The 13,980-nt window shown below is 64.7% G+C and carries 13 protein-coding genes and 2 pseudogenes; 7 read left to right on the top strand and 8 right to left on the bottom strand.

Annotated elements, in window-relative coordinates:
* Window positions 1-13: 13 nt before the first annotated feature.
* From ACWZHB_RS12615 to ACWZHB_RS12600, 4 genes are read right to left on the bottom strand one after another with little or no spacing between them, the layout of a single operon-like run.
* Entirely contained in the window at window positions 14-811 is a 798-nt protein-coding gene (locus ACWZHB_RS12615) for an enoyl-CoA hydratase/isomerase family protein (RefSeq protein WP_427908121.1), read from the bottom strand.
* The gene (locus tag ACWZHB_RS12610) at window positions 808-1,689 is read right to left on the bottom strand and encodes a 3-hydroxyacyl-CoA dehydrogenase family protein (RefSeq protein ID WP_427908120.1); all 882 of its coding nucleotides are present in this window, start codon (window positions 1,687-1,689) and stop codon (window positions 808-810) included. Before ACWZHB_RS12610 ends, ACWZHB_RS12615 begins: the two co-directional genes overlap by 4 nt.
* Complete coding sequence (locus tag ACWZHB_RS12605; RefSeq protein WP_427908119.1) at window positions 1,686-2,420, bottom strand: enoyl-CoA hydratase/isomerase family protein; 735 nt, start codon at window positions 2,418-2,420, stop codon at window positions 1,686-1,688. Before ACWZHB_RS12605 ends, ACWZHB_RS12610 begins: the two co-directional genes overlap by 4 nt.
* Entirely contained in the window at window positions 2,417-3,637 is a 1,221-nt protein-coding gene (locus ACWZHB_RS12600; RefSeq protein ID WP_427908118.1) for a thiolase family protein, read from the bottom strand. The genes ACWZHB_RS12605 and ACWZHB_RS12600 overlap by 4 nt, the downstream gene beginning before the upstream one ends.
* 114 nt (window positions 3,638-3,751) lie before the next feature.
* Between ACWZHB_RS12600 and ACWZHB_RS12595 the strand changes: the two genes are divergently transcribed.
* The 4 genes from ACWZHB_RS12595 (at window position 3,752) to paaI (ending at window position 7,336) form a co-directional block, all read left to right on the top strand.
* The gene (locus ACWZHB_RS12595; RefSeq protein ID WP_427908117.1) at window positions 3,752-4,363 is read left to right on the top strand and encodes a TetR/AcrR family transcriptional regulator; all 612 of its coding nucleotides are present in this window, start codon (window positions 3,752-3,754) and stop codon (window positions 4,361-4,363) included.
* A 104-nt stretch (window positions 4,364-4,467) separates the two neighbouring features.
* On the top strand, window positions 4,468-6,513 hold the full coding sequence (gene paaZ / locus ACWZHB_RS12590; protein WP_427908116.1) for a phenylacetic acid degradation bifunctional protein PaaZ: 2,046 nt from the start codon (window positions 4,468-4,470) through the stop codon (window positions 6,511-6,513).
* Window positions 6,510-6,824, top strand: coding sequence for an EthD family reductase (locus ACWZHB_RS12585; RefSeq protein ID WP_427908115.1), 315 nt, complete (start codon window positions 6,510-6,512; stop codon window positions 6,822-6,824). The genes paaZ and ACWZHB_RS12585 overlap by 4 nt, the downstream gene beginning before the upstream one ends.
* Window positions 6,825-6,910: 86 nt before the next feature.
* Window positions 6,911-7,336 (top strand): hydroxyphenylacetyl-CoA thioesterase PaaI, encoded by a 426-nt coding sequence (gene paaI, locus ACWZHB_RS12580; protein WP_427908114.1) that lies wholly within the window; start codon window positions 6,911-6,913, stop codon window positions 7,334-7,336.
* Between the two features lie 344 nt (window positions 7,337-7,680).
* On the opposite strand, the gene ACWZHB_RS12575 is transcribed toward paaI, so the two are convergent.
* The 3 genes from ACWZHB_RS12575 to ACWZHB_RS12565 all read right to left on the bottom strand — a co-directional run bounded on the left by ACWZHB_RS12575 (window position 7,681) and on the right by ACWZHB_RS12565 (window position 9,780).
* On the bottom strand, window positions 7,681-8,070 hold the full coding sequence (locus tag ACWZHB_RS12575; RefSeq protein WP_427908113.1) for a hypothetical protein: 390 nt from the start codon (window positions 8,068-8,070) through the stop codon (window positions 7,681-7,683).
* A 247-nt stretch (window positions 8,071-8,317) separates the two neighbouring features.
* Complete coding sequence (locus ACWZHB_RS12570) at window positions 8,318-8,749, bottom strand: hypothetical protein (protein WP_427908112.1); 432 nt, start codon at window positions 8,747-8,749, stop codon at window positions 8,318-8,320.
* A 194-nt stretch (window positions 8,750-8,943) separates the two neighbouring features.
* Entirely contained in the window at window positions 8,944-9,780 is an 837-nt protein-coding gene (locus ACWZHB_RS12565; protein ID WP_427908111.1) for an SDR family oxidoreductase, read from the bottom strand.
* A 199-nt stretch (window positions 9,781-9,979) separates the two neighbouring features.
* Here ACWZHB_RS12565 and ACWZHB_RS12560 point away from each other — a divergent pair, with 199 nt between their 5' ends.
* The 3 genes and pseudogenes from ACWZHB_RS12560 (at window position 9,980) to ACWZHB_RS12550 (ending at window position 13,365) form a co-directional block, all read left to right on the top strand.
* A complete protein-coding gene (locus tag ACWZHB_RS12560; RefSeq protein ID WP_427908110.1) occupies window positions 9,980-10,678 on the top strand; it encodes a TetR/AcrR family transcriptional regulator in 699 nt (232 codons plus the stop codon).
* Between the two features lie 105 nt (window positions 10,679-10,783).
* Window positions 10,784-11,517 (top strand): annotated as a pseudogene (locus tag ACWZHB_RS12555) (transposase).
* A 298-nt stretch (window positions 11,518-11,815) separates the two neighbouring features.
* Window positions 11,816-13,365: pseudogene (locus ACWZHB_RS12550) on the top strand (long-chain-fatty-acid--CoA ligase).
* A 34-nt stretch (window positions 13,366-13,399) separates the two neighbouring features.
* On the opposite strand, the gene ACWZHB_RS12545 reads toward ACWZHB_RS12550, so the two are convergent.
* The gene (locus ACWZHB_RS12545; RefSeq protein WP_427908109.1) at window positions 13,400-13,978 is read right to left on the bottom strand and encodes a TetR/AcrR family transcriptional regulator; all 579 of its coding nucleotides are present in this window, start codon (window positions 13,976-13,978) and stop codon (window positions 13,400-13,402) included.
* Window positions 13,979-13,980: the final 2 nt, after the last annotated feature.

Here is a 13,980-nt window from a genome sequence, read left to right as displayed (position 1 = left end):
GCACAGACGGGGATCAGTGACCGGTGAAGATCGGTCGCGACTTGCCCAGGAAGGCTTCGACCGCGGCGCTGTGATCCGCGCTGGCGCCGAGTGTCTGCTGTGCGATCTGCTCGCGGTCGAGGGCCTCGGTCAGGCCGGGAACACCGGCGTTCAGGAGGCTTTTGACCTGTCGGTAGGCCTGGGTGGGGCCGTGTGCGAGCTGCAGTGCGAGTTCGCGGGCGACGGTCTCGACGTCGTCGTCGGCGACAACTCGGTGCACCAGTCCCCATGCGGCGGCGTCGGCGGCGCCGAAGCGGTCGCCGAGCAGCATCAAACCGGCGGCCCGGCTGGCGCCGACCGCGTGGACGAGGGTGTGGCTCAGGCCCGAATCGCTGGCGAGCCCGATCCCGGTGAACGCGGTGGCAAACTTCGCGCCTTCGCCGGCGACCCGGATGTCACCGGCGAGTGCCAGTCCGAGTCCGGCGCCGACGCAAGCACCGCGGATCGCGACGACGACGGGAACGGTCAGTTCGGTGACAGCCTTCAGCAGCGGGTTGTAGTGCTCACCGACGGTATTCATCGCGGACTGCGGGTCGGCGCGCAGGGCTTCGACGTGCTCGCCGAGATCCTGCCCGACGCAGAAGTTCCGGCCTTGCGCGGTCAAGAGCACCGCACGCACCTCGACGTCGGCCCCGACCTGCCGGAGCGCGTCGAGCAGCGACTCCTTGGTGACGCGGTCGAGCGCGTTGGAGGCGGCGGCCCGGGAGAGAGTGACGGTGGCCAGTGCCTGGTCGACGTCGACGGTCACGGTGGGGGTCTCTGCAACGGTCATGCCCGTTCTCCGTTCTTCGGGGTGGTCCAGTCGTAGAATCCGCGTCCGCTTTTGCGGCCGAGTTCGCCTCGGGCAACCTTGTCGCGCAGCAGCTTCGGCGGTTCGAAGCGCGGACCGAGGGTGGCGGTGAGGTGTTCGGCGATGGCCAGCCGGACGTCGAGGCCGACGAGGTCGGTCGAGCGCAACGGGCCCATCGGGTGCCGGTAGCCGAGCTCCATGGCCCGGTCGATCGACTCGGCGCTGGCGACGCCGTCTTCGAGCATCCGGATGGCCTCGAGGCCGAGGAATACACCCAGGCGGCTGGTGGCGAATCCGGGGGAGTCGTTGACGACGACGTCCACCTTCGCCAGTGAGCTCACCCAGGCCACGGCCTTGTCGACCACGGACGGGGAGGTCGCGGGTGCGGTGACGATCTCGACCAGGTCGGATGCGGGGACCGGGTTGAAGAAGTGCATCCCGAGGAACCGGGTCGGGTCCGCGAGGCCCGCACCGAGCTCGCTGATCGACAGTGAGCTGGTGTTGCTGGCGATCACGGTGCTTGGGCCGACTACCTTCTCGGCCGCCTTCAGCACGCCGGCCTTCAAATCGAGGTTCTCGGGAACTGCCTCGACGACCAGGTCTGTTTCCGGATGAATCTCCATGGGGGACGCGACGGTAGCAACGCGTCCGAGGATCTCGTCGACGGCCGAGTGGGCGAGCCTGCCGCGTTCGGCCGCACGACCCAGTCCAGTCGCGACACGGTTTCGGGCGGCGGCCTGATCGCCGGTTTCGGCGATGACGACTTCGCTGCCGACGGTGGCGAACACCTGCGCGATGCCGGCGCCCATTCGGCCGCCGCCGATCACGGCGACGCGGGCCGGTATCTGTTTTTCGGTCATTTCTTCTCCAGGAAGGCGGTCATGCGGTCGTGTTTGTCCCTGGTCTCGAACAGCACGGCCTGGGCGATGTCGTCGGCGAACGGGTGTGTGCCCGGTGAATTGATGATGGTCTTGGTCAGTCGTAGCGCCAGCGGGGCCGAGCGGGCGATACGGTCGAGTAGCTGGTGGGCGGCGTCGACGTGGTTTCCCGGCTCTACGACATCGAGAACCAGTCCGGTGCGGAGCGCGGTGTCGGCGTCGAGGACGTGTCCGCCGAGCAGCACCTGCTTCGCGACCGACGCCCCGACCAGTTGGGGAAGCCGGTATGTGGCGCCGGCGGCGGCCATGATGCCTAGTCCCGGTTCGGGGTTGCCGAACCTCGCTGTGGTGGTGGCGATTCGGATGTCACACGCGTATGCCAATTCTGCGCCGCCGCCGAGTGCGAATCCGCTGACCGCAGCCACGGTGGGCAGTGGCAGGCGTCCGATGCGGTCGAACAGGATGCGATTGATCCCGGCGAGCGCGTCATGGCGAGTGCGGGTGCGGAGCTGCCCGATATCGGCTCCACCGGCGAAGTGCTCACCACGACCGGTGAGGAGCAGGAGCTTCGGGTCGGCCTCGATGCGAGTGCATACGGCGTGCAGTTCGTCGATCATCTCGGTGGTGATCGCGTTGCGCTGCGCCGGACGATCGAGGGTCACGACGACGCGATCGGCTCGTTCATCGACATCGAGGGTGACGAAGTGCGTCATGGTGCCTCGATCAGCATCGCGGTGCCCTGCCCGACGCCGACGCACAGGGTTGCCAGACCGCGGCGAGCCTGCTCACGCTCCATCCGTCCGAGCAGTGTCAGCAGGATCCGTGCACCGGAGCAACCGAGGGGATGACCGAGGGCAATGGCACCGCCGTCGGCATTGACGATCGCCTCGTCCAGCTTCAGTCGGCGGATCACACCGAGGGATTGAGCTGCGAAGGCCTCGTTCAACTCGACCGCGTCCAAGTCCGCGATCGACCATTTTGCGCGAGCGAGCACCTTCTTCGTGGCGGGAACCGGTCCGAGGCCCATGATCTGCGGCGCAACTCCGGCACTGGCGGACCCGACGATCCGCGCGCGGACGGTGAAGCCGTAACGGGCCACCGCCTTCTCGCTCGCGACGACGAGCGCTGCGGCGCCGTCCGAGAGCGAGGACGATGAGCCGGCTGTGACGATGCCGTTCTTGCGGAAGGCAGGCTTCAGCGACGCCAACTTTTCGATCGTGGTTCCGCGCCGCGGTGTCTCGTCAGCTTCGAGCGCTCCGCTCTTCAGCGGGACCGGCACGATTTCGCGTTCGAAGTGACCGGCGTCCGCCGCGGTGATCGCTCGCTGGTGACTGCGCAGGGCGAAGGCATCACTCTCTTCGCGGGTGATGCCTTCGAGCGCCGCGACCTCTTCGGCAGTCTCGCCCATGGACAGGGTGATCTTACGGGTCTCTGGTGCTGCATCGGCCGGGATGGACTTGTCTGCTTCGGCGAACTTCGGGTTGGTGAACCGCCATCCCAGCGAGGTATCGGCGACCTCGCCGGGTCGTGCCCACGGGGTTCCAGGCTTGGCTATCACCCACGGCGCCCGAGTCATCGACTCCACGCCGCCGGCGACGATGATGTCGGCTTCACCGCTGCGGATCAATGCCGCAGCTTGCGCGACGGCGGTCAAGCCGCTCGCGCACAACCGGTTCACTGTGAATCCAGGAACCGAGTCGGGTAAACCGGCCAACAGCACGGCCATCCGAGCGACATCGCGGTTGTCCTCGCCTGCCTGGTTAGCAGCGCCCAGGATCACTTCGTCGATCGCGTCGCCGGGTACCCCGGCGCGGCGTACCGCCTCCGCTACCACGAGTCCCGCCAGATCATCCGGACGCACCTCCGCCAGCGCGCCGCCGTAGCGGCCCTGCGGCGTCCGTGCGCCGTCGACCAGAAAAACATCACCCATCCTGTGCTCCTCATCTGCGTCCGTCCTTTAATTATTAACTGAACATTCGGTTGGTAACAAGGGTGTGTTGCAGCCATAGCGGTCCGGCAAGCGTGTGTAAGCGAAGATGGACCGATGACATCGGCGCGCGTAGTGCAACGAACGGGACGTCCGGGCAGGCCTGGATACGACGTCGACTCGCTTCTGGCGGTCGCTGTGAAGGTGTTCAACGACAAGGGCTACGACGGCACCAGTATGGAGGTGCTCTCCAAGCGTCTGGGGATCTCCAAGTCGGCCATCTATCACCACGTTTCGGGCAAAGCCGAACTGCTCGAACTGGCACTCTCGCGAGCACTGAACGCACTGTTCGCCGTCACCGTAGAGGCTGGTGCTACCACCGGTCCGTACATCGACCGGCTCGAGTACTTGGTCCGCCGCAGTGTGGAGGTCCTCGTTGCGGAGCTGCCGTACGTGACGCTGCTCCTGCGCGTGCGCGGCAACACCGCTGTCGAGCGCCGGGCGCTGGCACGCCGCAGGGAATTCGACGCGTTCGTCACCGAACTCGTCCTGGCGGCGGAACGCGAGGGGGACTTGCCGCCTGGAATCGACTCCGCGCTGGTCAGCAGGCTGACCTTCGGTATGGTCAACTCGATTGTCGAGTGGTACCGCCCGCGCGCAGATGGCGGGGTCGACAACCTTGCCGACACGGTTGTTGCGATCGTCTTCGACGGCCTGCGGCGCACCTGAGCGCCCACCTCTTCGGCTGAAGGGCGAGTCCGCCCCCTTGACAGGAGCGCGGTGTTCACGGATGGTAATTACTGACCGAACGTACGGTGGGATATGGAGACCTCGTGAGCAATTTGCTTCAGAGCTATGTACAGGGGCGCTGGCACACCGCGCCCGACGTGGGAACCCCGCTGCTCAGTGCAGTAGACGGCCACGAGGTCGCCCGGATCTCGTCGACCGGCGTGGACGTGCCCGGCATGATCGATTACGCCCGCACCGTGGGCGGCCCGGCGCTGGCGAAGCTGACCTTCCATGAGCGCGCTGCCGCGCTGAAAACGCTCGCGGCCACCCTGATGGCCGGAAAGCGTGAGTTCTACGCCCTGTCGGCCGCCACGGGCGCAACCGAACGCGATTCGGCCATCGACATCGACGGCGGGTTCGGAACACTGCTCAGCTACGCGAGCAAAGCCCGACGTGAGCTCCCCAACGACACCGTCCACCTCGACGGCGGTCCCGAGCCGCTGGGCAAGAAGGGCAGTTTCTTCGGCCAGCACATCTATACCTCGCGCCGCGGCGTCGCTGTCCAGATCAACGCATTCAACTTCCCTGTCTGGGGTTTCCTCGAGAAGCTGGCTCCGGCCTTCATCGCCGGCGTTCCCTCGATCGTCAAGCCTGCTAGCCAGTCCGCTTATCTGACGGAGCTGGTGTTCCGCCGCATCGTCGAGTCCGGGCTGCTGCCCGAGGGGTCGGTCCAGTTGCTGTGCGGCAGTGCCCACGACGTGCTAGACCACCTCGGCGGCCAGGATTCCGTCGCCTTCACCGGCTCCGCCGACACCGCAGCGACGCTGCGCGCGCACCCGAACGTGGTCGGAGCCGGCGTGCGCTTCAACGCCGAGGCCGATTCGCTCAACGCCTCTATCCTCGGCGCGGACGTCACCACCGGAAGTGAAGAGTTCGATCTCTTCGTCAAGCAGTTGGTCACGGAGATGACAGTCAAGGCCGGGCAAAAGTGCACCGCCATCCGGCGCGCCCTTGTCCCAGAGCATCTGGTCGACGACGTAGTCGCCGCGACCAGTGCCCGCCTGGACAAGATCGTTGTCGGCGCACCCGATGCCGAGGGTGTGACGATGGGTGCCCTCGCAAGCCTGGAACAACGCTACGAGGTGCTCAAATCCATTCGCGCGCTGACGAAGAGCGCGCGCATCGTGCACGGCGACCCGGACAACGTCGAAGTGGTCGGTGCCGACGCCGAGACGGGAGCGTTCCTGTCCCCGATCCTGCTGCGATGCGACGATCGCGACGCCACCGAACCGCACGACGTCGAGGCGTTCGGTCCCGTCAGCACCGTCATCGGCTACCGCGATGCCTCCGACGTGATCGAGCTCGCCGCTCGAGGCCGGGGCAGCCTGGTCGCCTCCCTGGTCACCGCCGACACCGATATTGCCCGTGAGATCGTTCTCGGTCTGGCCCCATACCACGGTCGCGTCCTCGTCCTGAACCGCGAGGATGCCCGTGAATCCACCGGACATGGCTCGCCACTGCCGGTGCTCGTCCACGGTGGCCCCGGCCGCGCGGGCGGAGGTGAGGAACTCGGCGGCATCCGCGGCGTTCTGCATCACATGCAGCGCACCGCGATTCAGGGCACACCCAACATTCTCACCGCAGTGGGGCGGCGCTGGGTGCCCGGGGCCGACAAGATCGAAGGCGAGGTTCATCCGTTCCGCAAGAACCTGGCCGAGCTGACGCTCGGCGACACCATCGTAGGCGGGCCGCGACAGGTCGAACTCGCCGACATCGAACATTTCGCCGAGTTCACCGGGGATACCTTCTACGCCCACACTGACCCCGAAGCTGCCGCAGCCAACCCGCTTTTCGGCGGCATCGTCGCGCACGGCTATCTCGTGGTCTCGCTCGCTGCGGGTCTGTTCGTCGACCCGGCGCCAGGCCCGGTCCTGGCCAACTTCGGGGTCGACAACCTGCGGTTCCTGACCCCGGTCAAAGCCGGAGATACGTTGACGGTCACCCTCACCGCGAAGCAGATCACTCCTCGCGCCAGTGCCGACTACGGTGAGGTGCGCTGGGATGCCGTCGTTACCAACCAGAACGGCGATCCCGTCGCCACCTACGACGTGCTCACTCTCGTTGCCAAGCCGAACGGAGAAGGCCAGTGACTCACCAGATCGCAGTCTGCTATGGAATTCCAGACGATCCCGCCGCATTCGACGAGTACTACCGCACTACCCACATCCCGTTGGCGGCCAAGGTGCCCGGACTGTCCGGATTCACCTGGGGCAAATGCTCTTCCATCGACGGATCGGCTCCGGCCTACTACGCCGTGGCGCATCTTCAGTTCGACAACGAGGAAGACCTGAGGAGCGGCTTGGCGTCGCCGGAGATGCGCGAAGCCGGGCGCGATGTCCGCAAGTTCGCTACCGGTGGCGTGACAATGTACACCCAAAGCCTCGAGTCGGTCACTCACTGACCACCACGCGGCGGGCAGGTGGTCGCAGGCACAGTCCTGCCGCCACTCGCCCCGGTGTGGGGTGAACAACCACCCAGGAGCTTGTGATGACAACAGCCGACCAGAGGCAGTTCAGCATCGCCCGTGACATGTTTGCCGCCGACACCGCGTCCCAAGCCCTAGGTATCGAGGTGCTTGAACTCGAACAAGGCCGTGCGTCGGTGACGATGACCGTCACCGACGCCATGGTCAACGGGCACGGAATTACCCACGGTGGATACGTCTTTCTGCTCGCGGACACTGCGTTTGCGCTGGCGTGCAACAGCGGCCACCAAGCCGCTGTCTCCGCACGAGCCGACATCCGATTCCTGCGGTCGACGGAACTCGGCGCGGTCCTGACCGCGACCGCGGTCGAGCGGTCCACGTTCGGCCGCAACGGCATCTACGACGTCACCGTCACCGACGCCGCGGATTTCGTAGTGGCAGAGTTTCGTGGTGACAGCCGTCTCATCAGTGAATCGCTGCCGAGATAGAAGGAGCCGAGCCTGTGCGCGGCCGAATCACCCCGGTGCCACCGGCTCTCCGGTCGCCGTCGCCACCCGCTCGAGAACCGGGGGTATTACGACGAGGCGAACCGTGCGGACCTGCAGCGCTTCTTCGACCACTACCTCAGAGGCGAGGACAACGGCTGGGAATCGACGCCGCGGGTCCGCTACCGATCCTCGACTTCTCAGGTGGAGACCGAATCAGCCATCTTCGTCGGTTATGCCGATATGTCAGCCGGCCGCACCGAAAGAACCGCTCGGGCAGGCGCTTCGAGGTTGACCGTGCTCACGTCCCACCCATCGGCGCGGCGGGTGGGTGGGACGCGGGGACATCACTTCGCCGGTGCGGACGGCATCGGGGAATTGATAGTGGTGAAGTACTGCGCGGCAGCCAGGATGGCGACGGGCGCGGTCACCAGCAACTGACCGGTGACGGTGCCCAGTGCGCCGATGGCGAGGATTCCGCCGAGGCAGCCGACGGCCGCGGCGGGGATGAACGGCCCGAACATGCCGACGATAGTGGCGGCCGCAACTGTCGCACCCGCGATGCCGCCCAGGACGCATCCGACGCCCGCACCGGTGAGCCCGCCGACCAGGGTGCCGATGCTGGCGCCCATGCCGATGGTGCTGGTCATCCGGTTCCACGCCGCCTGCTCGCGCTCGTATTCGCTCTTCCAGGGCGCCTTTTCCTCGTAGGGCAGCGTCGTCGTCGGCCTGTACACCGCGGCGTCAGGGTGGCGGTGCGCTCCTTGACGTCGGCGGTAATTCGCAGACGAGGTATTCCAGCATCGGGTTGTGCGCGCCTAGGAATGGGTACGGTAGGGCCTTCGCCTGCTCCGGTTGATGTGCTAGGCGTTCAACTGAATCTGCGTTGCTGGTGGTTCCAGGACGAGCGTGTAGGCAACCTCGACGGGCGCTGGCGCTCCAGCAAGGACAGTGCGAGTGTCGGCGTACACCGTGCTCCGCACATCAGCCAGCGATCCGGAGCCGCCGGACTCCAGCTGTGTGTAGACCTGCAGATGCGATGATCGCGATTGTCACGAAGCCCGCTGGCTCTCCCAGCGTGACGATATCCTCGCTGCCGGTGGTAATCGCACCAACAACCAGGACGGTCAGGGCGAAGACGGCGCCCACGACCGCTCCCCTGCCTGCTGCCCCGAACCTTGTGGTGTGTTCTCGGCCCGAGGTTACAGCGCCGAGCGCGCCGAGAGCTTGCATGGCCCACCACAGGGGAACCCAAGTGTTCAGTGCAAAGCCTGCCACCATGCCGAACGCGATCGGCGCTCCGGTAAGGAGAAGGACCTTTCGAATTTGTGAGAATTCTGCGAAGTGTGTCAGCGGTACGTCCACTGGTGCCCGTCGGTCGCGGGGGAGCGGTCCCTTGGGCTCTGCGTCAACCATGCATTCATCCTCGTAATAGGGGGTGTGGACTCCGCGCGTGCCGACCTCGCATGGCGGACGCTTCGACCGTGCTCCGCCCGTAGTCGGGGGGATCCCATCGACTGCACATCTATGTAGGGGCTGAGCATCGGCGACAGCGGAGATGGTTCCCGGACCCAGTTATCGAAGCTAGTGGTCGGAGACATCTACTCGGGTTACTGTCGCGCCGAATTCGCGCCAACGTCGGCCATAGCCTGCACGATCGCCGCTGTCCGCCGGTGAATGAGGGGAAGGTAGTTGTCGTCGGTGAAGATGTAGAGGCTGTCGCGTTCGATACCCGCCAAGACCATCTCGCCGACCACGTCTGGGTCGGCTCCTCTATCGTTGAGTTGTTGTTGTACATCGGCGAGGATCGCGGCGACCTTCGCTGAATGGGGTGGGGTGCCGTCGGGTCGCATGCGGATGGTGTTGTTGACGATGTTGGTGGCCACCTGCCCAGGGCACAAGACACTGGCACCGATTCCGTAGCTGTCCAGTTCGGCGTCCAGGGACTCGGTCAGCCCGACGACCGCGAACTTCGATGTGTGATAAAGGAAGCCGGAACCGGCGACGATATGTCCTGCGACCGAGGCGGTGTTGACTATGTGTCCTCGGTGGCCGCGGTCGAGCATGCGTGGCACGAAGGTCTGGATGCCGTTGTACACCCCGTTGAGGTTGACGTCCATCACCCAGTCCCAGGCGCGGAAGTTCATCTTGCGCGGTGAGGTCGAGTCCGAGACACCGGCGTTGTTGAACAGAAGTGTCACTGGTCCCAGCGCCTGCTCAACCTTGTCGGCGGTGCGCTCGAAGGCATCGCGGTCCCGGACATCGAGGTGATACGCCTCTGCTTCGGTGAGCGCAACGAGGTCACCCTTGGCGGCCTCGAGGGCTTCTCGGTCGGTGTCTGCGATGGCAATTTTGGCGCCTTGCCGGGCACACGCTCGTGCGATTCCCAGTCCGATGCCGTTGGCGCCGCCGGTGATGAAGGCCGTTCGGCCAGCGAGGGGTTGCATGTCTCGGCCCTTTCTGAGTGCGTCGGGTGTGGTGTGGCGGTAGCCACAACGTCGCGCACCCGCACCATCGAGAGAACAGCACAACAGTCTCTATGTCAACCGGCATAGAGTCGATGGTTCGGTAGGGCGGCCCTGGCATGGATTATGTCGATCAACAGTGAGTTGCCGGGCATGCAAGTCCAGGAAGTAGGATGACCCCGTGAATCAACCCGGTCAGCAGCGACGAATCGACGAGATCGGCGAAGAGAGTCGCCGACGCATCATGGACGCTGCGGAGGAACTGTTCGCCGAGCGTGGATATGATCGAACCTCGTTCGTGGACATCGCCGAACGTTCCGGTATCAGTCGCGGGTCGATCCCCTGGCACTTCAAGAACAAGGACGGCTTGGTTATGGCTGTCGTCGAGCGAGCCATCGGCCGGGCGATGCCACAGGAACGCTATCCAGAACTACCCAGCATGACGCAAGTCATGGCGGACTACGCGGACATGCTGCAGCAGCTCAGTCCGAGAATGCTGTTCATGATCCTTACGGAGGCAATGAACAGTACCGGCGCGCTACATGAGCAGTACTGCGACTTCCTTTCGCAGCGCCGCGAAGGGTTGCAGCAATGGTTCCGGATTCAACGGCCAGAGGGTGTGGATCCAGCTGTGGCCGAGGTGCGGGAAGCCGACCTCGCGGCCGTAATCAGCGGCGCCGCGATAGGAATCCAGCTGCAATGGCAGATTGATCCCGACAGCGTCGATCTGGAACGTGCATTGAATGCGCTGGCCGCGTTGATCGACAGCCAGGAGCGCTTGCTTCAGGCGGGAACCGCCGCACCGCAGGTTGCCGAGCGGACGGCCCGTAAGGGCACCGTCAAAGCGACGGCAAAGAAGAGCGACCGCAAGCGGACGTGATGACCTGGACCTGGAGAGGGGCCTGGGCTTAAGGGATGTCCCGTAAGTCGTTGAGCAGCAACCAGTATCGCGTTATCGGTGGTGATCTCGGTGTCCGATCCAGTGATGGTGGAGTTGTTCTCCGGGCTGCGGCCACGCACGTTCACTCGCCTGATCACCCAGTTGCGGTGCGAGGGCGCTGATCGGCCGTTAGGGGTCGACCTTGGGGGTTGTGTTTCGAAGATCGGGTGCTGCTGGTGGCCACCTATTGGCGCACGAATCTGACGATGCGTCAGGTCGCGGCGGTGTTCGGGGTGTCGAAGTCGGCCGCGGCCCGGGTGATCGAGGATCTGGGGCCGGCGTTGGCGCTGCGGCCCCGCGCCCGGTTCCGGCGTGGTGCGGTGTTGATCGTGGACGGCACCCTGGTCCCGACCCGAGATCACAAGGTCGCAGTGCCGAGTAAGAACTACCGGTAGTCGACCAACCATCAGGTCGTGATCGACGCTGACACCGAACTCGTCGTCGCGCTCGGAAAACCGTTGCCGGGCAACCGTAACGACTGCCGGGCATGGGCCGAGTCCGGTGCGGCCGACACCTGCCGTCATGCGGTAGTGATCGCGGATGGCGGCTACCAGGGCACCGGTTTGATCATTCCGCACCGCCGGTCACCGGGTGTCGAGCTTCCGGAATGGAAACAGGCGCACAACAAGTCCCACCGCACGGTCCGTGCCCGCGTCGAGCATGCTTTCGCCCGGATGAAGACCTGGAAGATCTTGCGCGACTGCCGTCTACGCGGTGACGGGGTCAGTGTCGCGATGGCCGGGGTAGCGACACTGGCCAACCTCGCCCACGCCCACTGACACGGGTGTACGGAGCTGGGTCCGACGCGACTATCCCGGACTTACGGGACATCCCTTAGCTACGCAACTCGGGCGAATTCGGCCCTTTCCGTCTGTGATGATTGACATAGACTTGATCCGAATGATTCTATCGGTGTGTCCAGCAACACAAAAGAATGGTCGCTGCGTCTGGCTCCGAGTCGATGCCCGGCTCGACGGCCCGATTGTTCTGCTGGGCGTATTCGACACTGATGGGACCGCATCCCGGATCCGGCAAGAAGGGTTCGGGCGGTCTCCCCTGCTGCCATTCGGAGTTGCTATGTATCTGACACAGTCCATCCACCGCGCGGCAATGCTGTCTCCGGACAGAGCCATGACCATCTGCGCACACCGAAGCACAACGGTCGGTGAATCGGCTGGGCGAATCGCGCGATTCGCCGGGGGACTGGTCGATTTCGGAATCAGCGCTGGAGATCGTGTCGGTATCCTGGCGCTCAACTCAGACCGCTACCATGAGGTTTTGCTGGCTGTGCCGTGGGCCGGTGGTGTGGTGAACCCGGTTAATACCCGGTGGAGCGTGCAGGAGATCGCATACTCTCTCGCCGACTGCGGTACTCAGATTCTGATCGTCGATGACGATTTCTCCAGCATGATCTTCGCGCTGGTCGATCAAGTTCCTTGCCTGCGCACAATCATCTATGCCGGTGATGGCGAGATCCCTGACGGCACAGTGAGCTATGAGGAGATCGTCGCGAATTCGAGCGCCGCCGACGATGCGCGGCGGGGTGGGGCCGACCTGTTCGGCGTCTTCTATACCGGAGGCACCACCGGCCAGCCCAAAGGGGTGATGCTCTCCCATGGGAACCTGCTCACCTCGTCGATGGGCTCGATGGTCACTACCGGCTTGCTGACGAGGGACGGTACTCTGCTGCATGCCGCTCCGATGTTTCACCTGGCCGACCTTTTGACCTGGAGTGTCGGGCTGCTCACGGGGTCGACGCACGTGATGATCCCCAGCTTTACCCCGGCAGGAGTTGCCGACGCTGTGGAGCGGCTCGGCGTCACCGATGCGCTGCTGGTTCCGACGATGGTCCAGATGCTTGTGGACGCGCCCGAAGCGGCCGGAGCGGATCTGACAAGCCTGCGCAACGTTGTCTATGGCGGCTCCTCGATCTCCGCGGCTGCATTGAATCGGGCTCGCGAGCGCGCATCGCCAACGCCTCATTCACCCAGGCTTACGGCATGACCGAACTCGCCCCGGTAGCCACGCTGCTGGTTCCAGACGACCATGACGATCCTGGACTGATCCGCTCGGCTGGCAGGGCGGCCGCGCACTCGGAGGTCCGAATCGTCGACAACGAGGATCGTGAGGTCAAGCGTGGCGTCGTCGGCGAGATCGTCGTGCGGGGCGGTCATGTCATGCAGGGCTACTGGCAGAAACCAGAGGAAACCTCGGCTGCCGTGCGGGGCGGATGGATGCACACGGGTGACGGCGGATATATGGACGATCGGGGATACGTGTTCGTAGTCGACCGCATCAAAGACATGATTGTCACCGGTGGCGAGAACGTATATTCGGCGGAGGTCGAGAACGTGGTAGCGCAGCATTCCTCGGTTCTGCAGTGTGCCGTCATCGGCATCCCGGACGAACGGTGGGGCGAGCGGGTCCACGCGGTGGTTATCTTGGCCACGGGAGCATCCTTGAGTGTCGAGGAACTGGCCGACCACTGCCGCACGATGCTCGCGAACTACAAGCTGCCTCGCAGCTTAGCCATAGTGCCCGAGTTGCCGATCTCTGCTGCGGGCAAGATCCTCAAGCGAGAGTTGCGAGCGAGGTACTGGCGGCGATTCGACAGGAATGTGAACTGAGGTCCATGCCCCTGCGTGCGGCGGTCGTTCGCCCTCACGCAGGGGCCGAGGTTCGGCTCCTGGTCCGGGACAGTCCCGACCAGCACAAGGTCACGATCAGATCGACGGCGTCGTATTTGCTGATCGGGAAACGTCCCGCATGCCAGTCACGTGCTGCGGACTGGCTCATCCCGACCAGCATCGCAGCCACCAGTTGCGCCCGTTTCGTGTCGAGTCCGGAGGCGGCGACCACCTCGGCCACTGCCTCGGTGCAGCCGGTCGTAAGCTGTCGGAGATGCCATTGAACAGAGGGTTCGTCGGCGACGTGAGTGTCGAACAGAAGAGCGAACCCGGTGACGCCGTTTTCCGCGAAGTCGAAAAAGGCATTGACCGCCGCCGAGAGTTTCGTGCGGTTGTCTTCGTTGGAGTGCATCGCTGACCGGATCTTGGTTACCAGGGTGTCGATATGTCGGCGAAGAATCGCCAGATACAGATCCAGCTTGCAGCTGAAGTGTTTGTAGATAACGGGTTTACTGACACCGACGCGACAGGCGACATCGTCCATGGTGGTCGCGTGATAGCCGCGCGCGGCGAATATTGAGCCGGCGGTGGCCAGGATGTGCGCGCTCTGCACTG

The sequence above is a fragment of the Nocardia sp. FBN12 genome, assembly GCF_054031145.1.
Note: the sequence above shows the minus strand (reverse complement) of the source record. Positions and strands in the feature narration are given on the sequence as shown.